The following is a 19,968-nucleotide window of genomic DNA, read 5'->3' on the forward strand; positions in this document are numbered from 1 at the left end:
AGTTGTACGTGGGAAAGGGCGATGAACTTATATAATATCTATCGAATAGGCAATAAAAATGATGATCAGAAGTTTGTGGTCAACTGATACAGTTTTTCGCTGTGAGAAAGTGGACAGACAAAAGCAAGTTTAACAGCCATAAGCATTAAATCATCATCAAGTATCGTACTATCATAAAGACGATCACCAACTATTGGAAATCCCGACTCTGCAAGATGTCGCCTTATTTGATGTTTACGTCCTGTTTCAATGGATACTTCAAGTAGTGATGTTTCATTAACCTTATCGATTGTCAGGGGGATCACATGACTAACACTCGGCTTGCCATCTATTGGCTGATTGATTGTTTGAGAGGCTTCAAACGGCCATACACCTTCGACCATAGCGTGGTAGGTTTTGCTAATAGCGCGTGTTGCAAATAGGTGCGATAATTTTGCGGCAGCGGTTTTAGAATGAGCCACTAAAATAATGCCGCTGGCTGCTCTATCGAGTCGATGGACCACAAAACTATTTCGTTGTGGTGTTAAATGCTGTTCTGCCCATCGTGTAATGGTGCAATGATCACCCCATTTTGAGCCTTGAGACAATAGCCCTGACGGTTTATTCCAAACACTGTAGTCGCTTTCGTCGGCAATTAGCTCTGGTACAGAGGGCTCGGCTGAAAGTACCTTTTCATCATAATATATGTGTAAGGTTTGACCGCATTTTAATGTTTTTTTAGCACGACGAATGCGTTGTGTCTTTTTGCCAGCCGTAAGCCAGACGCAACCCTTATTCATAGCTTCTTTTAGTTTTTGTTTTGATAGTTCAGTATGTGAGGCAAGGCACTCGATCGCCAGTTGATTGTCAGTAGCAATCTTGATGTGTTGCTCGAACGACTTTAACATTATGAGGTTTGATGCTCATCATTGGATGACGAGTAAATCATACAACGATTTCTACCTGCATGTTTTGCGTCATAAAGCGCTTCATCGGAATGTTTCATTAGCGTATCAAAGTTATATCCGGAAATACGGCTTACGGTAATACCGAAGCTTGCGGTTATAGTGATTGCTTTATCGTTTACTTTTATATCCAGCTCTGAAATTTCTGTTCTTATTTTATCGGCAATTTCGGATGCTTTTTCTAACTCACATCCTGGAAGCAGTATTGCAAATTCCTCACCGCCAATACGGCCAAACAAGTCTACTTTTCTGGTGTGCTTTAAAACCGGTGTTTTTAACGACTGAAGAACTTGATCACCAATGGGATGACCATGGGTGTCATTAATAAATTTGAATTTATCCAGATCAAATAAGATAAAGCTAACCACTTGTCCTGTTGATTGATTGTGTAGCAACGCTGACTCGGATTCTTTTGTAAAGTGACGTCGATTGGATATACCGGTTAATGAGTCAAACTCTGCCAGTTGCTTCAGCTTTATGTGAGTTTGTTTTGTTCGATAAAGCCAAATAAAGATAAAGCTAATCACAAGAGTTAATAGTAGTATCACTAATGATTTATTGGTAGCTTCTTTTTTAGACAGTGAGCGTTGCAAGGTTAATGACTCATTTTCTTTATTAAGAATTTCGATCTCATTGTTTTTTTCATTAACTTTGTGTTTAATAGTTTGAACAGCCATACTCTTTAGCTTTGCTTGGTTTAGATTTTTTTTGTCGTAACTATGGTACTTTTCAAAATATTGAATGGCTTTTTTATAGTTATTATTTATAATCGAGACTTCATAAAGTGTTTTATAGGCTGCAACAAAAGGTTTATAAGGAATGTTGTCTTCACTCATGGATATGATTTTTTCGGCAAAACTTTTGGCACTCACCAAGTCATTTTTTTGAAGATAGATTTGGGCTAATAATTGGTAGTGTTCGGATATTAAATAGTTGTATTGAGTGTTTTCTGTACTTGCCAAATGCTTCTTAAGTAGTTTTTCAGCACCATCAAGGTTCCCTTTGTTAATATTATTTCTTGCGACAAAAGTAATTAAAAAGCTACTGTAGACAGGCTCATTGGCTTTGCTGCAGTTTTGCAAGACATTCTCTGCCCTTTTCAGTGAGCCGGTGAGATTAAATCGAGACTCAATGATAATGCTATTAGCGGCACAAATTGTTCTTTCGTTAGCATTAAACAACAAAGCTTTTTTGGCATTAATTTGACCAAGATCATATTCACCTAACTGGTTATAGAAAATAGCAATGGCCAGATAAGCTCTGCTTGAGACATTGCTTTGAGAGCTTGTTTCAAGGTGCTTGTTTAAGAACTCGATTTCAGATAAACCTTCCGTCCAATCTCTAGTTATAGCGTAAGTATTCAGTAAAAGAATGCTGGATTTTGTTTTAAGGTCAGAAGTAGATGCAGATTGTTTTACAAGCTTAACTTTTTGAATGGATGCTTTTGAATTTCCGAGAAGTAAATCCTCCATACCTCTTAAAAAACTTAAATAAATTTGCTCTTCTTTAGATAGTTTTTCAGACATTCTCTCTATTTGCTTAAGATCGTGAGAGAATTTTTTTAGATCAGATGTTCGTAGCTTTTCGGTTTTTTCAAGCTGCTTCCAAAAACTGCTTTTCTCTGTTTCTGAAAAGACATATAGGGATGTTAATAAAATGGAAAAGCACAAAAGGAACTTCATATTATTTTAAGCTCTCTATTTCGTCATTACTTTCTGTAGGAGGCATAGAGTATACGGTCGTTTTATTTCTACCACTGTGCTTCGATTCATAAAGCGCTAAGTCAGAGTGCTTCATTAGTGTATCAAAATTGTAGCCTGATATACGGCTGACAGTAACACCAAAGCTGGCTGTTACTGTGAACTCAAACCCTGACTCTTTAGTATTCAGTTGCATTAATCCTTTACGAATACCCTCTGCAATTTCTCTTGCTTGTTCTAGCTCACAGCCGGGTAATAATATAGCAAACTCTTCACCTCCCATACGGCCAAACAAATCAATCTTTCTTGTAGCATCTAAGACAGGTTTGGGTATGTTTTTTAATACCCAGTCACCTGTAGGGTGGCCGTAAGAGTCATTTATAGATTTAAATTTATCCAGGTCGAATAAGATTATGCTGACGGCTTGGCCGCTTGCTTTACAATGTATGAGACTCATTTTACATTTTTTTGCAAAGTGGCGTCGGTTATGAATTCCTGTTAATGAATCAAATTCTGCCAGGTGGCGAAGTTTTATTTGCGTCTTTTTAGTTCTATATGCCCAAAGAGATGTGAAAATAATTATTAGTATTAAAATTATAATCATTAATGATTTATTTTGAGCTTCTTCCTTTGCTAGCGATTGCTCTAAATTTAATGCTTTATTTTCTTTGTTAAGTAATTCAATCGTACTGTTTTTCTCAACTATTCTATGATTTGCTAACTGAACTGACATATTTCGAGCTTTTATATCATCGAGATAGAGCTTTTCATATAAGCTATACTTTTCAAGGAATAATAATGATTTCTGATAATTGCTCTTGATCTTTTCTATTTTATAAAGAACATTGAGAGCCGAAACTAAAGGCTTTAATGGTGTCTTAGAGTCAGTGTTATCAACAACTTTTGAAGCAAAAGAAGTTGAGCTTGAGTAATCTTTGAGTTGGAAAAAAGCTTCTGCAAGGAGTCTGTAATATTCTAAAATAAGTATTTTATAATTGGTTTTTTCTACACTGTTTAAACTGCGGGTTAAAATATCCACTACTTCACCATACTTATTTTGCTCCAGCAAATAAATTGCCAAATAGGTATTGTTTAAATTTTCCCATATATGCTCATTTAAAGAGTGACATAAGTTAATTGTATCTTTTAGTGTATTAGTACGTTGTAAAGTATTAAGATAAATAGATGACTCATTAACCAGTGTCCTTGAAATGCATATATTGCGGTTGCTGTTACTGCTTTTCAATACCCGTGATGCATACTCTTGACCGAGATTAAACTCTTCAACTTGATTGTAAAAGATAGCGGCGGTAATAATCCCTCTTTCAAATAAATCCGGATCATTATTGACCTGAGAACTAATACTAAATAATTCTTCAATGAGTATAAGTCCTTTTGTCCATTCTCTTTGTATTGCGTATATATTGATTAAAACAATAAGTGATTTGTTTTTTAATACAGGAACGCTTGATTTTTCACGTATAAACTCTAATGTATTTATGGCAGGTAATAGCTGCCCAGATTTCATCTGTTTCAGAGATTTTAAAAACAAAAGGAAATATAGTTCTTCTTGATTAAGCTTATCTGCTTTTTCTTCGAATCTGGCTATTTTAAAATTGAATTCAGTTGGATCTGAGCTTCTTAGAGCTTCTATTCTTTCGAGTTCAGCCCATGCTTCTGAGCCATCATACGCATTACAAATACGTATGATGGCTAATATGACCAAAAGTAATAGCTTTACTTTCATAGCTTAAGCTGTTTTTTCAGTCTCTTTTGGCTCTTCTTGAGGCTCTTCTTGAGGCTCTTCATTTGGTTCATCATCTTCAGCAGGCGCTAAACCACATATGATATTTTGAGGAGCATTCAAAAGGGATATTAATGTATCTTCATCTTTCTCCCTAATTGCCGAGCAAACTTGTTCCTCAAGACTTTCTAGTCCATCAAGGTAAACACTACCTTTTTCACCGGACATTTCAAGATGCTTTATTATTGTACTCATCGCTTTCTCCTAGTTTATATTGGTTGTAGTAAATCAATATTTTTAAGTTGGTTGTGTATTAGATTATTTTTAGTTAACTCTCTAGCGGGTGGAATGATTAATGTTGATTTCATTGAGATTGTTTGCTCAACTAACTCGGCTAAAGGAATGGTTTTCTTTATTATTTCGTTAAGTTCATTTGTGGGTGCTTCATAAATAATAATATGATGTTGTGATGAATAATGCTCTAAAAGCAATGTCTTTAGAATTTCCAAGTACCGTTTATCTGACTTGGTAATAGTATGAGAGTTATCTCCTGCAAAGGCGAGTTGCCACAATATTAAGTATGCAGAAGTATCAACGATGCGTTTATAAAACATAAACTGACTGGCTTCGTAATGCTGGCAACCATATTTCCCAGGGTCAATGCCCAGGTCGGCGTATAAGCAGTCTTCGGCTGATATGCCCGGAAGCATTTTTGCCTCATAACCTTCATCACGAGCTTTTTTGATGGCTTTATGTGAAGGATTTACGAACACACCCGGATGTCCATAAAATGCACCAACCACTTTTTTGCCGTTACGGACTTCATTGAGAAGTGCATCAGCCATTTCTTGATAGGAAATCTTTCTTGATTTACCTGTGGCGTAATACTGTTGCAGTGAAACCACATTAGGGTGGATATCTTGTAGCCAGAGTTCGAACAAACCATCGGATGACGCTGCGAATACAACATCTGCCGATTGTATAGTGGTTCTTACAATAGGACTAATGTGAGCGCCGATAGAAATACCCACGCCAACACAGGTTAAACTTCCTTTTAATTTTTCTTCTGACATAGTTAAGGCTGAGGTTGCACAATATGCCTATAAGATACTGATGTGACCGTATATTGCAATAAAAATGTGAGCTAATTCAAAGCGTTTGTTTTGAAATAGTATAAGAGAAGTGAGGTGCGTTCTGACTTTTGTCTGTTTTTTGAACTCTACTAAATCCTATTCGTTCAACCAAACGCAAGATCGGTTTATTCATGGTTTGGAAGCTCGCTGAAACATGTTGGATGTTAAGCGTGTCGAGTAAATATTTCAGAGTGGCCATGGTGGCTTCATAAGGAATGTTTTTTCCCTGAGCGTGTCGTGTCAGGATTATTCCAATGTCAGCAGTAGATTGCGGATAATCAATATTATCAATTCCCATTACTCCCAAAGGAATGGATGACTGCTTTTGCTCTATTACGAACAGCTTGTATTTCGGCTTGGGCTTGTTGATGGCTTTAAGTGTGTTTTCAAAATAGCCTTCTACTTTTGAGTTTGCATTATCTATTTCTATGAATCGCATTAACTCATCGTCAGAATAGAGTGCGCAATAAAAGTCTTTATCATAATTGGTCAGGTTACGATAAGTTAGTCTTTCGGACTCGAATAGCATACTCTCTCCCGAGTATTCGATTTAAAATTTATTCGCTAAACGAATAGCGATTTTTGGAAAGGCTATTGAGAAAAGCCATTTTCCTCAGCGTTTCTCTATCTTGCTTAACAGGCGGGCCTCGCGTACTATTATGCCCCTTTTTTAGCGGCCTGTTTGGGCGCGCATCGTATCGCCAGAACAGGGTTCTGATGTTTGATATTTGACCGCTTTCTGGCTGTAAAATCAAGGCGTTATGGGAAAAGTTATGCGAAGTCATTATTGTGCTGATCTGGTTGCTCTGGAAGATGGGGCTGAAATATCCATTGCAGGATGGGTTCATCGTCGCCGGGATCTGGGCGGTTTGATTTTTTTACAGATACGGGATCGCAGCGGCATCGTTCAGGTGACAGTTGAGCCGGATCAGGGTGATGTGTTTGCCGCCGCCGACGAGTTACGTTCGGAATTTGTGGTGCAGGTCAGTGGAAAAATTCGTCAACGTCCCGAAAGCATGGTCAACAAAGACATGGCAACCGGTGCCATCGAAGTGGTTGCCGATGCCATTACTTGCTTGAATAAGTCGCAAACACCGGCGATTTTAGTGGATGGCCATGAAGACGTATCTGAAGAAACCCGTTTAAAGTATCGTTATCTGGATTTGCGTCGTCCGGAAATGACCAATAAGTTTTTATTCCGCACTCGCGTAACGCAATTGTTACGAAAGTATCTGGATGAGCAAGGTTTCCTTGATATGGAAACACCCATACTGACCAAAGCAACGCCAGAAGGCGCGCGCGATTACCTGGTGCCGAGTCGCACTCACAAGCAATCCTTCTTTGCTTTGCCTCAATCACCACAACTGTTTAAACAATTACTGATGATGAGCGGTTTTGATCGCTACTATCAGGTGGTGCGTTGTTTCCGCGACGAAGATTTACGCGCCGATCGCCAGCCAGAATTTACCCAGCTCGATATTGAAACTTCGTTTATGGACGAAGAGGGTATTATGGGGATGATGGAGAATATGATCCGCTCGGTGTTTAAAGAATTATTAAATGTTGAGCTGGCTAATCCTTTCCCTCGTATGCCTTATTCCGAAGCGATGGAAAAATACGGCTCAGATAAACCCGATTTACGCGTCGATATGCCCATTCACACGGTTGATGATCTGGTTAAAGATGTTGATTTTAAAGTATTCAGCGGACCGGCAAACGATGAAAAAGGGCGCGTTGGTGTACTGAATTTGAAAGGTGGTGCAGAAAAAGTCAGTCGTAAGAAGATTGATGAGTTCACCAAGTTTGTGGGCATTTATGGTGCGAAAGGATTGGCGTTTATTAAAGTTAACGACCGTGCTGCAGGACTGGAAGGCTTGCAGTCGCCAATCGTTAAGTTTTTATCAACCGACGTTGCCGAATCCATTTTACAACGAACGGACGCCGAGTCAGGCGATATTCTGTTTTTTGGTTCAGACAGTCAGTCGGTCGTGGCCGATGCACTGGGTGCGTTGCGACTTAAACTGGCCGGCGATTTTGAGTTATTTAGTAACGAATGGAAGCCTCTGTGGGTTGTGGATTTTCCAATGTTTGAAGACGATGATGGACAACTGCAAGCGTTGCACCATCCGTTTACGTCGCCCAAAGAACTTGATCCTGCTGCGTTAAAAGGTAACCCAACCGGCACGCTTTCACGGGCTTACGATATGGTATTAAACGGCTGTGAAGTGGGTGGTGGTTCCATTCGTATCCATGATACGGATTTGCAGCAAACCATTTTTGATATTCTTGGCATTGGTGAGCAGGAAGCGCGCGAAAAATTTGGCTTTCTGTTAGATGCCCTTAAATTTGGTTGCCCGCCACATGGCGGTATTGCCTTTGGACTGGACCGACTGGTAATGTTGATGGTGGGTGCGGACTCTATTAGAGACGTTATTGCATTCCCTAAAACAACCACTGCCGGTTGCCCATTGACCGAAGCGCCGGCAAAAGTTTCACAGGCGCAACTGGACGAGTTAGGTATTGCGATAAAACAAAAGCCAAGTGCTTAAATGATAGTGGTTAGTAACGAATTAATAATACTAGACAATAAAGATAAGTAGATACCGGAGACAACCATGGCTGGACACAGTAAATGGGCCAATATAAAGCATAGAAAAGCGGCACAAGACGCTAAGCGCGGTAAAATTTTTACCAAGATCATTCGTGAACTGGTGGTCGCTGCGAAAACAGGCGGACCCAATCCAGAAGACAATCCATCGCTACGGGCAACCATTGATAAAGCCTTGGGTGCCAATATGAAAAAGGATACGGTCGAAAAAGCGATTGCTCGGGGTGCCGGTAATAACGAAGGCGATAACTACGAAAACCTGTCTTATGAAGGTTATGGGCCAGGTGGTGTGGCTGTACTGGTTGATTGCCTGACGGATAATAAAAACCGTACCGTTGGTGAAGTGCGCCATGCCTTTACCAAACACGGTGGCAATCTGGGAACATCTGGCTCGGTAGCTTATTTATTCGATAAAAAAGGCCAGATGATTTTTGGCGACGATATTAACGAAGACGATTTAATGGAAGCTGCACTGGAAGCCGGTGCCGAAGATGTGGTCAATCATGATGATGGCAGTTTTGAAGTTTTGACCGCGCCGGATGAGTTTATTGCGGTAAAAGAAACCATAGTCGCCGCCGGATTTAAGCCTGAAAATGCCGAAGTGGCGATGCTGCCTTCCACACAGGCTGAACTCGACGCTGACGAAGGCGCAAAAGTATTACGATTGATTGAGCGACTGGAAGATCTGGATGATGTGCAAAATGTTTACACCAATGCAGATATTCCGGATGAGGCGTACGATCAGCTTTAATGGGAATAATTCCTGGCCTAGGCCAATGCTGATTGGTTGACCATTTGAATATTTATTCTTATGTATCGGGCCGCTTTATTCGAGCATCAATTGATTAAAGCATCATTTTATAACTATCGAGTAATCTTAACGAGGTGCCGTATTGGCGAGAATTTTAGGGATTGATCCCGGCTCCAGAATTACGGGCTTCGGTATTATTGAGTCAAGCGGTCGGCAACTGTCTTATGTCACCAGCGGTTGCATTCGCGTTAAAGATGGCTCTTTATCGGAACGCTTGCAGCAAATTTATGACAACCTTTCTGAAGTGATTCGAAAATACAATCCAACGGAAGCGGCTATTGAGCAGGTGTTTATGGCAAAAAATGCCGACTCGGCGCTTAAACTTGGTCAAGCCCGAGGTGTGGCGATTGTCGCCGCTTCATCACACGCTTTAGACGTTGCCGAATATTCTGCGCGACAAATTAAACAGGCGGTTGTAGGGCACGGTGGTGCCGATAAATCTCAAGTACAACACATGGTAACATCACTGCTTAAGTTATCCGCAACCCCACAGGCGGATGCAGCGGACGGTCTGGCCGTTGCCATTTGTCATTGCAACACCATGCAGTCCATGGTGTCACAACTTGGCGCCAATAAACGAAGAAGAGGGCGAGTGCGTTGATAGGTCGATTAAAAGGTACCATTGTTGAAAAGGCGCCACCGGAATTATTGATAGATGTGAATGGTGTTGGCTACGAAGTTCAGGCGCCCATGACCACCATTTTTAATCTGCCAGACGTTGGCCACACAGTGACTTTATTTACTCATCTGTCGGTGAGTGAAAACGCTCAAAACCTTTACGCCTTTGGCAGCAAAAAAGATCGTCAGATGTTTCGTGAGTTGATTAAAGTCAGTGGTGTTGGACCTAAGCTTGGGATTGCTATTTTATCGGGCATGACCGCCGATGAATTTGTTGCCAATGTCAATGAAGGGGAAAGCAGCGCACTGGTGAAACTGCCAGGCGTGGGCAAAAAAACCGCTGACAGATTGATCATAGAAATGCGTGACCGACTGAAAGGTTGGAGCAGTGCCACGGTAAGTGTTGGTGCAAACAATCAATCGACCGGTACTGGCTCATCACACAGTTTAAAACAGGAAGCCGAGAGCGCATTAATCGCTTTAGGCTACAAACCTCAGGATGCGTCCAAAGCCATCAGCCGAATTAAAGACGATGTGACTTCCAGTGGCGAATTGATTCGACTGGCACTAAAAAATATGGGTAAATAAGCCGTAGGTATAAGTTACTGTATAGGCCGTTGATGCAGCTGCCAGCTAAATACGCTCTTAGACGACTAATCCTTTTTAAACGGCTGTTCTTAATAGGCACAAGATGATCGAAGAAGACAGAATAATTGCCGGCTCCACTCAAACCATTGAAGAAGATCGCTTTGATCGGGCCATTCGACCAACACAGTTGAAAGATTATGTGGGCCAGCCGCAGGTTAAAGAGCAGATGGAGATTTTTCTTCAGGCGTCGAAAAACCGTAACGATGCGCTCGATCATGTGCTGATTTTTGGGCCTCCCGGACTTGGTAAGACCACCTTGGCGAATATCATTGCCAATGAAATGGGGGTCGCGATTAAATATACCTCCGGTCCGGTGCTTGAGAAAGCCGGTGATCTGGCGGCACTACTCACCAATCTTGAAGAAAACGATGTGTTGTTTATTGATGAAATACATCGGCTTAGTCCCATGGTGGAAGAGATTTTATACCCCGCCATGGAAGACTACCAGATTGATATTATGATTGGAGAAGGCCCAGCGGCACGATCCATCAAGCTCGACCTCCCTCCGTTTACTCTGGTGGGTGCAACCACCCGTGCAGGGTTGTTGACCTCGCCACTGCGCGATCGTTTTGGCATCGTGCAGCGACTCGAATTTTATAATATTGATGAGCTGAGCAGTATCGTTATGCGCAGCGCGTCGATTTTGGGCCTAAAAGCCGAAGCAGAAGGTGCCAGAGAAGTGGCCTGTCGCTCACGCGGCACCCCAAGGATCGCCAATCGGCTTTTGCGTCGAGTGCGTGATTACGCCGAAGTAAAAGCCGATGGAGTTATAAGCAATGATGTGGCCGCAAAAGCACTCAACATGCTGGAAGTGGATGAAAAGGGCTTCGATACCATGGATCGCAAACTGCTGCTGGCGATTATCGATAAGTTTTCCGGCGGTCCGGTAGGGCTTGATACCTTGGCTGCGGCAATCGGTGAAGAACGCGATACTATAGGTGATGTGATTGAACCTTTTTTAATTCAACAAGGGTATATTCAACGAACTCCCCGTGGACGCATTGCCACACAACACGCCTATCAGCACTTTGGTTTAACATCAAAGGCCGATCTATTCGATGGTTAAAATGGTCTGTGCATAAACGCTTAGACCCCATTCACACATTTATTCACGATTTTGTGGTTTCATTGCAAACTGAAAATTCGTTATAGTTGCGACCTTAAGCGTGAGTTCTCATATTGTGAACTCCATAATAAAATCAAAATGTTAGTGGTTAATTGATGGAATTTATATTTCCGGTAAGAGTCTATTACGAAGACACCGATGTAGCCGGTGTGGTGTATTACGCTAATTATTTAAAGTTTATGGAGCGTGGTCGCACTGAATGGATGAGAACGCTGGGCGCCGATCAAGATGTGTTGATCGATCAGGACGTGGCTTTCGCTGTCAGAAAAGCGGAAGTTGAGTATTACAAACCCGCCCGTTTTAACGATGCGTTAAATGTTATTACTTCGTTAGAACAGGTACGCGGTGCCAGTGTGGTGTTTCATCAAAAAATATGTCCGGCGGACGATCCAGAAACCGTATTTTGTGAAGGGCGAATAAAAGTCGTGTGTGTAACCATGAGCAGCATGCAGCCCAGAGCAATACCAGCGTCTTTATTAGAGGATATGCGACGTGACTCATAATCAACTTTCCGTAATCGATTTATTTCTCGATGCCAGCTTAATTGTTCAGCTGATCATGCTGACCCTGGTGGCGTTATCATTTATATCCTGGACCATGATTATTGACCGTATGCGCACGTTAAAACAGGTGTCGCAATCCAGTGGTGAGTTTGAAGACAAGTTCTGGTCAGGAGTCGATCTGAGCAAGCTTTACAATGATCTTGGCGCAAGACGTATACCGCCAACCGGTATGGAACTGGTGTTTATGTCGGGGTATCGGGAGTTTGTTCGGTTGCGTAATCAAAAAGGAACCGGACCAGGCGCTGTAATGGAAGGCGCTCATCGGGCCATGCGGGTGGCGCATTCGCGAGAAATCGACAAGCTCGAAACAAATCTGTCTTTTCTGGCAACAGTCGGATCAACCACTCCGTATATTGGTCTGTTTGGTACCGTGTGGGGCATTATGAATTCCTTTATCGCTCTGGGTTCGGTAAAGCAGGCGACACTAGCAATGGTTGCACCGGGTATTGCCGAAGCGCTGATTGCTACTGCCATGGGATTATTCGCCGCGATCCCGGCGGTCATTGCTTACAACAAGTTTAACCATTCGGTGCAAAAAATTGAGAATCAATACGACAACTTTGTTGAAGAGTTCTCGGGTATTTTGCATCGAAAAGCACACAGCTCAAGCGGAGCCTAAGCGATGAAACCGAATCGTCGTAAACCGGTGGCTGAAATTAATGTGGTGCCCTACATTGATGTGATGCTGGTGTTGCTGGTGATATTTATGATCACCGCGCCTCTTATCACCGCTGGGGTTAATGTTGACTTGCCACAAGCGGATGCCGATCCAATTTCTGCAAACGATGATCCGCCTCTAATTGCCAGTATTGATGCCAGTGGTAATTATTACCTGTCGCTTGGCGTTAACCCTGATCAAGCTCTGGAACCAGAAGAACTGGTTGCTCTGGTAGCAAAGCATCGTGAAACCAATCCGAAAGCGATGATTTATATTAATGCCGATAAAGCGGTTTCTCATGGCAGTGTCGTTCTGCTGATGAGCCTACTGCAAAAACAAGCCGGTGTGGCTAACGTTGGTATTATGACGGACCCTACCGGGTAACCGAGGTTGATGGTGAGTAAGCGCTTAACCATATCGCTGATAATTTCCGGCGTGGGGCATTTGATTGTTCTGCTGCTGTTAATTCTTAATTTAAATTTTGACACCATAGAAACGTCAAAAGAAAAGGTAGCGCCCAATATTAATGCAGTGGCGGTGGATGGCGAAGCAATTCGTAAGAAACTGCAAAAAACAACGGATAACCGACCTAAACCTACGCCACCAAAGCAACAGCCGGATAACAAAAAGCAGCCTAAAAAACAGCAGGAAAATGAGCGCCAGAAAAAATTAGCGGCGGATCAAGCGCGTAAAAAGAAACTGGCGCTTGAGAAAAAGAAGCAACAGGAGCAGGCCAGAAAACAAAAAGCGGAGGCGGAACGAAAACGCCAGGAAGCTGCCGAACGAAAGCGTAAAGAAGAAGAGAGAAAACGTAAAGAAGCCGAACGCAAAAAGCGCGAAGCGGAACTAAAAGCGCAACAGGAACTCGAAGAAAAACTGATGGCCGAGCAAATGGCGGCAGAGCAGCAGGCTTTGGCTGCAAGACGACAAGCGGTTCTGTCTGAAGTGCAAATTTTTGCCACCCGAATAGAAAGCAAAATAAAACGCTACTGGAATAAACCAGAGCGGGCAGGCGAATGCCGTTTTCGATTACGATTGGCTCCCGGAGGCCTGGTGATTGATATTATGGATGTTCGAGGTGACTCGATAACCTGTAACTCGGCTACCCTTGCGATTAAAAAGTCGGAACCCTTACCTGTTCCGAGTGATCCCGAAGTTTTTGATGAAATAAGAAACGTGAATTTATGTTTAGGAGAGTTATGCGAACAGTAAACAGACTGAGAAAGTCGTTTTTGGTACTGATAGCCATAGCGGCAAGCATTTCTGCGCAAGCCGATATTGATATTGTGATCACTGACGGCATGAACTTTGCTCGCCCCATTGCAATCGTCCCGTTTGAATACAAAGGTACCGTTTCGGCCAATCCTCCACATAATATTGCTTCTGTAGTAGCAGCTGACTTACGTCGTAGTGGACGATTTAATCCTATGGCGGTCAGTAATATGCCAGAACGACCTATTTCCTATGATGAAATCAATCTTGAAGCCTGGAAAGCAAAAGGCATAGAAGCCGTTGTAGTGGGAACCGTTGAAGAAACCGCTGCTGGGCAGTTTAAAATCAGTTATCAGCTGGTTGATGTGTTTAAACCAAAACAACAGATGGTTAATGGCGAGCTGGTAAGTTCCAATAACTATGTGTTGCTCGATCGCGTGGGCTCAGCGTCGGAGCAGAACTTTCGTTTTTATACCCATCAGGTTGCCGATAATATTTATGAAGCGCTAACCGGTGAAAAGGGCGCTTTTGCAACCCGAATTGCTTATGTGGTGGTGGATCGCAGTTTACCAAGGCCGTTTCAGTTGTATATGGCTGACTCAGACGGCTATAACCCGCAAAGAATCTACTCCAGTGAAGAAGCGATTATGTCCCCAGCATGGACACCCGATGGTCGCTCGCTGGTTTATGTTTCGTTTGAAAATGGTCGCTCGGAAATCTATCTGCAACAAATTTACACCGGTGAGCGTTCGATGATTGCGTCGTTTCCGGGGATAAACAGTGCGCCGGAAGTTTCTCCTGACAGCAAGCAGTTGGCTCTTACTCTGTCAAAAGACGGTAATGCTGAAATTTACCTGCTTGATCTGACCACCCGAAAGTTTCGTAGATTGACCAACACGGGTACCAATGTGATTGATACCGAGCCGACGTTTTCGCCCGATGGCAAATGGATTTTATTTACTTCCGATAGAGGTGGGCGGCCGCAGATATACCGAGTGTCAACGCGAGGTGGGCGGCCACAACGAATCACCTTTGAAGGTGAATATAATGCAAGCCCAAGCTATACTCCGGATGGAAAAAGCATTATTCTGGTGAATCGTACTAACGGTGTGTATCATATCGCAAAACAAGATATTGAGACGGGGATCATGCAGGTCCTCACAGATACACAGCTGGACGAATCACCCAGTTTAGCTCCGAACGGAAGCATGGTAATCTATGCAACGGTGTATAATGGTCGGCAAGTATTGGCGGCTGTATCTACCGATGGACGGTTCAAGGCGCGGTTACCGGCTAAACGCGGCGAGGTGAAAGCACCTGCGTGGTCGCCATTTTTATTTCAATAAGTGAACAATAAGATACTTTTTCAACTTTAACTGGTTTTACTTTAAAAATAACGATAGGAGCATCAAAAATGTCAATCAAAGGTTTGGGGAAAAGCCTCATTGTAACGTTACCTGCATTGTTTATGGTTGCCTGTACCAGTACCGATACTGACACTGGCCCTGCAACAACTGAAACAACTGAAACGTCAACCACTACTCAACAACCTGCACCAAAGACAGCTGAAGAGTTAGCGATGGAAGCCAATGAGCAAGCACGTGAACAACGTATTGTTTACTTCGACTTTGACGATTCAACAGTAAAAGCCCAGTACCAAGATCTGTTAAAAGCACACGCCTGGTACCTAAGCCGTAATCCTGCGACTCAAGTAGTATTAGAAGGTCACACCGATGAGCGCGGTACACCAGAGTACAACCTTGCGTTAGGTGAGCGTCGTGGTAATTCCGTTAAAGATATTTTAATCAGCTACGGTGTTAACTCTTCGCAAATCCGTGTTGTAAGCTACGGTGAAGAAAAACCAAAAAATCCTGCGCACAATGAAAGTGCATGGGAAGAAAACCGTCGAGCTGTTCTGAGCTATGAAGGTTAATTTAACGTCAATCGTTAAAAAGACAGCACTGATTTCAGTGCTGTCTTTGGTTTGGGGCGCAACCAATGCGGCTCAGTCGGTCGAGCAACGCCTTGAGCGTTTGGAACAAATGGCTGACTCAAGAGGTCAGTTGCAAGCGGATATCATGTTCCAGTTGAACTCTTTGCAACAGGAGTTACAGAAGCTGCGAGGACAGGTTGAAGAGCACGAGTATCAGCTTAAACAGTTGCAAGATCGTCAGCGTGATCTGTACCGCGATATAGAGCGACGTCTTTCGCAATTGCAAGGCGGTCAGTCGGCACAAAGCAATGAGCGACCAGCAACAACGACCCCTTCAACTTCCAGCAGTGGTTCATCGGTGAGTTCATCTGCTTCAGAGGACGTGCATTCTGCTTACAATAATATTTTTGCGAAAGTGCGTTCAAAAAAGTATCAAGAAGCCATTAACGACTATCAGGCATTTTTGAAGACTTACCCGAACAGTCAATATCAGGCCAGTGTGCATTATTGGCTGGGGCAAATTTATTATATTCAACAAAATTTTGAGCAAGCGCTAAAAGAATATCAGACGGTGACTAAAAATCATGCTGATTCAACCCGCGCGCCTGACTCGCTGTTCAAGCAGGGCAAAGTTTTGCTGTTATTGAATAAAACCAGTGAAGCGAAAGCCATTTTCAATCAGGTTATCGAGAAATACGACGGCACATCTGAACAGTTGGCAAAAACTGAACTGCAAAAGCTTAAATAAGATTTTTGTCGTAAGATTAAAAACCAGGTGAATTCACCTGGTTTTTTTATGCCTGAGATTGACTCATCTATCAGACATTAGCTTTCAGCGTAATTATTGGCCGGGTTGACGGCTCCCTTTTGACCTATTACCTGCAACTGATTAGAATGTGCGCCCTTTTGGCTATTCTTTGTGCTTACTGTGTCCAGACTCCGCATTACCGAAATTTTTTATTCATTACAGGGCGAAACTCGTACAATGGGCTTGCCCACCGTGTTTATTCGTCTGACCGGATGCCCATTACGCTGTCATTATTGCGATACTGAGTACGCCTTTACCGGTGGCGAATACATGTCACTGGATGAGATCCTGTCGAAAGTGGCCAGTTTTAATCCAAAGTACATAACTGTGACCGGCGGTGAACCCCTGGCACAAAAAGCGCCCTGTGAAGAGCTTATGACCCGGCTATGTGATAATGGTTATTCGGTGTCTATTGAAACCAGTGGTGCCATGGACATCAGCTTGGTGGATCCACGAGTTAATGTGGTACTCGACCTGAAAACCCCCGATTCTGGTGAAATGTCTAAAAACCTCTGGTCTAATATTGAACGGCTGAAACCGTCCGATGAAGTAAAGTTTGTAATCTGCTCACGCAAAGATTATGACTGGGCCAGAATGAAAGTGAATGAGTTGTGTTTGGCGCAAAAGTGCGATGTTTTGTTTTCACCGAGCTTTGGTCAACAAGCTGCTACTCAACTGGCTGACTGGATTGTCGCTGATAATCTGCCGGTTCGATTTCAGGTGCAGTTGCATAAAATCTTATGGAACGATGAGCCAGGGCATTAGTTTGAGTGTGATCTGCAAATCAGCCTGTGCATTAATGTGAGTCGAGAAATGAAAAAAGCCATTGTACTTCTGTCCGGAGGACTGGATTCCACAACCTGCCTGGCCATAGCAAAGGACGCGGGTTATGCCTGTTATGGGCTCAGCTTCTCTTATGGTCAGCGCCACAGTGCAGAGCTTGAAGCAGCAAAACGTATTGCCAAGCAGGCAAATGTTGCCAGTCACCGCATCATACCCATTGATTTGGGGGGCTTTGGCGGCTCAGCACTAACTGATGACAACATTGATGTGCCTGAGTCTGAAGCAGACGGTATTCCTGTGACCTATGTTCCAGCGCGGAATACCGTGTTTTTATCCATTGGACTTGCCTGGGCAGAAGTGTTGCAGGCCGATGCCATTTACGCCGGGGTCAATGCAGTGGACTATTCCGGGTATCCGGATTGTCGCCCAGAATATATTGATGCTTTTCAAAAGATGGCCGATCTGGCGACGAAAGCCGGAATAGAAGGGCAGGGCGCCAAGCTTGAAACCCCGTTAATCGATAAAACCAAAGTGGAAATTATTCAGTGGGGCAATCGTCTGAGTGTGGATTACAGTAAAACCGTGTCCTGCTATCAGGCGGACTCGAACGGCCGGGCCTGTGGCAGATGCGACAGTTGCCGGATCCGGGCCGAAGCCTTTAAACAAGCAAAGTTGCCGGATCCAACGGTGTATATCGATTAAACGACGCACTCTTTGACTGCGTAATACTTTGCGATAATTGACCAGTACATTGCTGATTTGCTGAAAAGATTGTTATCGACAGCTAATGTTTTAAGTTGGGTTTTTTACATCATGGCGTGTATAATATGTCGCCAATTTTGCTGGGTCAGATATTGTCGCTTTTAAGCACTAAAGGAAGTGATAAGTCTGACTTTGAATTTTTATATAACTAGTTGATTTATCTATTATTTCGGAGAATATAATGGCCGTTGAACGTACTTTTTCTATTGTTAAGCCTGACGCTGTTGCAAAAAATGTAATCGGCGAGATTTACAGCCGTTTTGAGCGTGCAGGACTTAAAATCATCGCTTCCAAGATGATGCACATGTCGCAAGAAAAAGCTGAAGGCTTTTATGCCGAGCACAAAGAGCGTCCATTTTTTGGTGCGCTGGTTGAATTTATGACATCTGGTCCTGTTATGGTTCAGGTGCTTGAAGGTGAAAATGCCATTAAAGCAAACCGTGAAATTATGGGCGCAACCAATCCAGCAGAAGCGTTACGCGGTACATTACGTGCTGACTATGCTGTAACCGTTGATGAAAATGCAGTACACGGTTCTGATGCACCTGAGTCAGCGGCACGTGAAATTGCTTATTTCTTCTCAGAAGACGAGCTTTGCCCTCGCACTCGCTAATTTGTATTTGTTAGCACCATAGTTTGTTAACTATGCTATGCCTCTTGCGAATGTTACCATTGCAAGAGGCTTTTGTTTTTTTAAGTCTTCAGTAAACTTTATTCTTGCTTACTTGTCACAATAGACTGTACTGCTGTAATTCAAAGGCAACTACTTGTCATAGATAAGACCAAGATCGCTAAAAGGTGAACGTAATGAGTAACGAAAAGACCAATTTACTCAACCTGAATCGCGATGGATTGACCCAGTTTTTTCAAGACATGGGTGAAAAACCGTTCCGCGCTACTCAGATTATGAAGTGGATCCACCATATGGGGGTGGATGATTTTGACGAAATGACCAATCTGAGTAAGTCATTGCGCGCAAAATTAAAAGAGGTGGCCTATATTCAGGGGCCAGAAGCCATTGCCGAACAAATCTCGGATGACGGCACCATCAAATGGGCATTAAGCCTAAATGGTGGGCAAGCCATCGAGGTTGTCTTTATTCCTGAAAAATCCCGCGGCACTTTGTGTGTCTCTACTCAAGTCGGTTGTGCACTTGAATGCAGCTTCTGCTCTACTGCCCAGCAAGGATTTAATCGAAATTTATCGGTGGCCGAAATAATTGGCCAGGTCTGGTATGCGGTTAAGAAACTTGGCAGTCAACATATGACGGGTGAACGTCGTGTTTCCAACGTTGTTATGATGGGAATGGGTGAGCCATTACTCAACTTTGACAGCACCATTACAGCCCTCGACTTAATGATGGACGATATGGCGTACGGTTTGTCAAAACGTCGTGTGACCATTAGTACTTCTGGTGTGGTACCTGCACTGAATAAGCTTATTGATCACATCGATGTGGCATTGGCTCTTTCGCTTCATGCGCCTAATAATGAACTTCGTGATGTATTAGTGCCACTGAACAAAAAATACCCCATTGAAGTGCTTATGCCATCGGTCAAAAATTATTTGTCACGCTCTAAGGCTGCTGAGAAAGTGACTATTGAATACGTGATGATTAAAGATGTTAATGATACGCCTGAGCACGCTCACGAGCTTGCAAAGCTGTTGAAAGATGTTCCGAGTAAGGTAAACTTGATACCGTTTAACCCATTTCCACAAACGCAATATGAAACATCGTCAAACCGTGTAATCGATAAGTTTACTAATATTTTGACGAGTTATAATCTAACCGTTATTACACGTCGAACACGTGGTGATGACATTGATGCCGCTTGTGGTCAATTGGTTGGAAAGGTCAACGATAAAACAAAAAGAAAACTTCGTAATCAAATACCGGTACAACAATTAGCGGGATAA

Annotated in this window: 22 protein-coding genes; 16 read left to right on the plus strand and 6 right to left on the minus strand. The window is 42.9% G+C overall.

Annotated features, from left to right (window positions below; all coding sequences use genetic code 11):
* Window positions 1-65: 65 nt before the first annotated feature.
* The 6 genes from C8D97_RS00280 to C8D97_RS00305 form a co-directional block, all read right to left on the minus strand.
* A complete protein-coding gene (locus C8D97_RS00280) occupies window positions 66-887 on the minus strand; it encodes an RluA family pseudouridine synthase (RefSeq protein ID WP_109761335.1) in 822 nt (273 codons plus the stop codon).
* On the minus strand, window positions 887-2,470 hold the full coding sequence (locus C8D97_RS00285; protein WP_170115091.1) for a tetratricopeptide repeat-containing diguanylate cyclase: 1,584 nt from the start codon (window positions 2,468-2,470) through the stop codon (window positions 887-889). Before C8D97_RS00285 ends, C8D97_RS00280 begins: the two co-directional genes overlap by 1 nt.
* A gap of 157 nt (window positions 2,471-2,627) precedes the next feature.
* Window positions 2,628-4,391, minus strand: coding sequence for a GGDEF domain-containing protein (locus tag C8D97_RS00290; RefSeq protein WP_109761337.1), 1,764 nt, complete (start codon window positions 4,389-4,391; stop codon window positions 2,628-2,630).
* A 3-nt stretch (window positions 4,392-4,394) separates the two neighbouring features.
* Entirely contained in the window at window positions 4,395-4,643 is a 249-nt protein-coding gene (locus tag C8D97_RS00295; RefSeq protein ID WP_109761338.1) for a hypothetical protein, read from the minus strand.
* 14 nt (window positions 4,644-4,657) lie between these two features.
* Window positions 4,658-5,461 carry an SAM-dependent methyltransferase gene (locus C8D97_RS00300; RefSeq protein ID WP_109761339.1) on the minus strand — a complete coding sequence of 268 codons (804 nt, stop codon included), beginning with the start codon at window positions 5,459-5,461 and terminating at the stop codon, window positions 4,658-4,660.
* A 76-nt stretch (window positions 5,462-5,537) separates the two neighbouring features.
* Window positions 5,538-6,050 (minus strand): GNAT family N-acetyltransferase, encoded by a 513-nt coding sequence (locus tag C8D97_RS00305; protein ID WP_109761340.1) that lies wholly within the window; start codon window positions 6,048-6,050, stop codon window positions 5,538-5,540.
* Between the two features lie 244 nt (window positions 6,051-6,294).
* Between C8D97_RS00305 and aspS the strand changes: the two genes are divergently transcribed.
* From aspS to rlmN, 16 genes are all read left to right on the plus strand, one after another.
* Window positions 6,295-8,070, plus strand: coding sequence for an aspartate--tRNA ligase (aspS, locus tag C8D97_RS00310; RefSeq protein ID WP_109761671.1), 1,776 nt, complete (start codon window positions 6,295-6,297; stop codon window positions 8,068-8,070).
* Between the two features lie 66 nt (window positions 8,071-8,136).
* Complete coding sequence (locus C8D97_RS00315) at window positions 8,137-8,880, plus strand: YebC/PmpR family DNA-binding transcriptional regulator (RefSeq protein WP_109761341.1); 744 nt, start codon at window positions 8,137-8,139, stop codon at window positions 8,878-8,880.
* Window positions 8,881-9,022: 142 nt separating this feature from the next.
* Window positions 9,023-9,541: a crossover junction endodeoxyribonuclease RuvC gene (gene ruvC, locus C8D97_RS00320; protein ID WP_109761342.1), complete on the plus strand. Its 519-nt coding sequence runs from the start codon at window positions 9,023-9,025 to the stop codon at window positions 9,539-9,541.
* Window positions 9,538-10,146: a Holliday junction branch migration protein RuvA gene (ruvA, locus tag C8D97_RS00325; protein ID WP_109761343.1), complete on the plus strand. Its 609-nt coding sequence runs from the start codon at window positions 9,538-9,540 to the stop codon at window positions 10,144-10,146. Before ruvC ends, ruvA begins: the two co-directional genes overlap by 4 nt.
* A 103-nt stretch (window positions 10,147-10,249) precedes the next feature.
* Window positions 10,250-11,272, plus strand: coding sequence for a Holliday junction branch migration DNA helicase RuvB (ruvB, locus tag C8D97_RS00330; protein WP_109761344.1), 1,023 nt, complete (start codon window positions 10,250-10,252; stop codon window positions 11,270-11,272).
* Between the two features lie 155 nt (window positions 11,273-11,427).
* Window positions 11,428-11,835, plus strand: coding sequence for a tol-pal system-associated acyl-CoA thioesterase (ybgC, locus tag C8D97_RS00335; RefSeq protein ID WP_109761345.1), 408 nt, complete (start codon window positions 11,428-11,430; stop codon window positions 11,833-11,835).
* Window positions 11,825-12,514 (plus strand): protein TolQ, encoded by a 690-nt coding sequence (gene tolQ, locus C8D97_RS00340; protein ID WP_109761346.1) that lies wholly within the window; start codon window positions 11,825-11,827, stop codon window positions 12,512-12,514. The genes ybgC and tolQ overlap by 11 nt, the downstream gene beginning before the upstream one ends.
* Window positions 12,515-12,517: 3 nt before the next feature.
* A complete protein-coding gene (gene tolR, locus C8D97_RS00345) occupies window positions 12,518-12,937 on the plus strand; it encodes a protein TolR (RefSeq protein ID WP_109761347.1) in 420 nt (139 codons plus the stop codon).
* 9 nt (window positions 12,938-12,946) lie between these two features.
* On the plus strand, window positions 12,947-13,765 hold the full coding sequence (tolA, locus tag C8D97_RS00350) for a cell envelope integrity protein TolA (protein WP_109761348.1): 819 nt from the start codon (window positions 12,947-12,949) through the stop codon (window positions 13,763-13,765).
* Entirely contained in the window at window positions 13,753-15,111 is a 1,359-nt protein-coding gene (gene tolB / locus C8D97_RS00355) for a Tol-Pal system beta propeller repeat protein TolB (protein ID WP_109761349.1), read from the plus strand. Before tolA ends, tolB begins: the two co-directional genes overlap by 13 nt.
* Before the next feature lie 68 nt (window positions 15,112-15,179).
* On the plus strand, window positions 15,180-15,698 hold the full coding sequence (gene pal / locus C8D97_RS00360; RefSeq protein WP_109761350.1) for a peptidoglycan-associated lipoprotein Pal: 519 nt from the start codon (window positions 15,180-15,182) through the stop codon (window positions 15,696-15,698).
* On the plus strand, window positions 15,688-16,446 hold the full coding sequence (gene ybgF, locus C8D97_RS00365) for a tol-pal system protein YbgF (protein ID WP_109761351.1): 759 nt from the start codon (window positions 15,688-15,690) through the stop codon (window positions 16,444-16,446). Before pal ends, ybgF begins: the two co-directional genes overlap by 11 nt.
* A gap of 180 nt (window positions 16,447-16,626) precedes the next feature.
* Window positions 16,627-17,271, plus strand: coding sequence for a 7-carboxy-7-deazaguanine synthase QueE (gene queE / locus C8D97_RS00370; protein ID WP_109761672.1), 645 nt, complete (start codon window positions 16,627-16,629; stop codon window positions 17,269-17,271).
* A 48-nt stretch (window positions 17,272-17,319) separates the two neighbouring features.
* Window positions 17,320-17,991, plus strand: coding sequence for a 7-cyano-7-deazaguanine synthase QueC (gene queC, locus C8D97_RS00375; protein WP_109761352.1), 672 nt, complete (start codon window positions 17,320-17,322; stop codon window positions 17,989-17,991).
* A 241-nt stretch (window positions 17,992-18,232) separates the two neighbouring features.
* Window positions 18,233-18,664: a nucleoside-diphosphate kinase gene (gene ndk / locus C8D97_RS00380; protein ID WP_109761353.1), complete on the plus strand. Its 432-nt coding sequence runs from the start codon at window positions 18,233-18,235 to the stop codon at window positions 18,662-18,664.
* A 194-nt stretch (window positions 18,665-18,858) separates the two neighbouring features.
* Complete coding sequence (gene rlmN, locus C8D97_RS00385) at window positions 18,859-19,968, plus strand: dual-specificity RNA methyltransferase RlmN (RefSeq protein ID WP_109761354.1); 1,110 nt, start codon at window positions 18,859-18,861, stop codon at window positions 19,966-19,968.

Origin of the sequence: Pleionea mediterranea, assembly GCF_003148745.1 — a bacterium.
Taxonomy (GTDB): domain Bacteria; phylum Pseudomonadota; class Gammaproteobacteria; order Enterobacterales; family Kangiellaceae; genus Pleionea; species Pleionea mediterranea.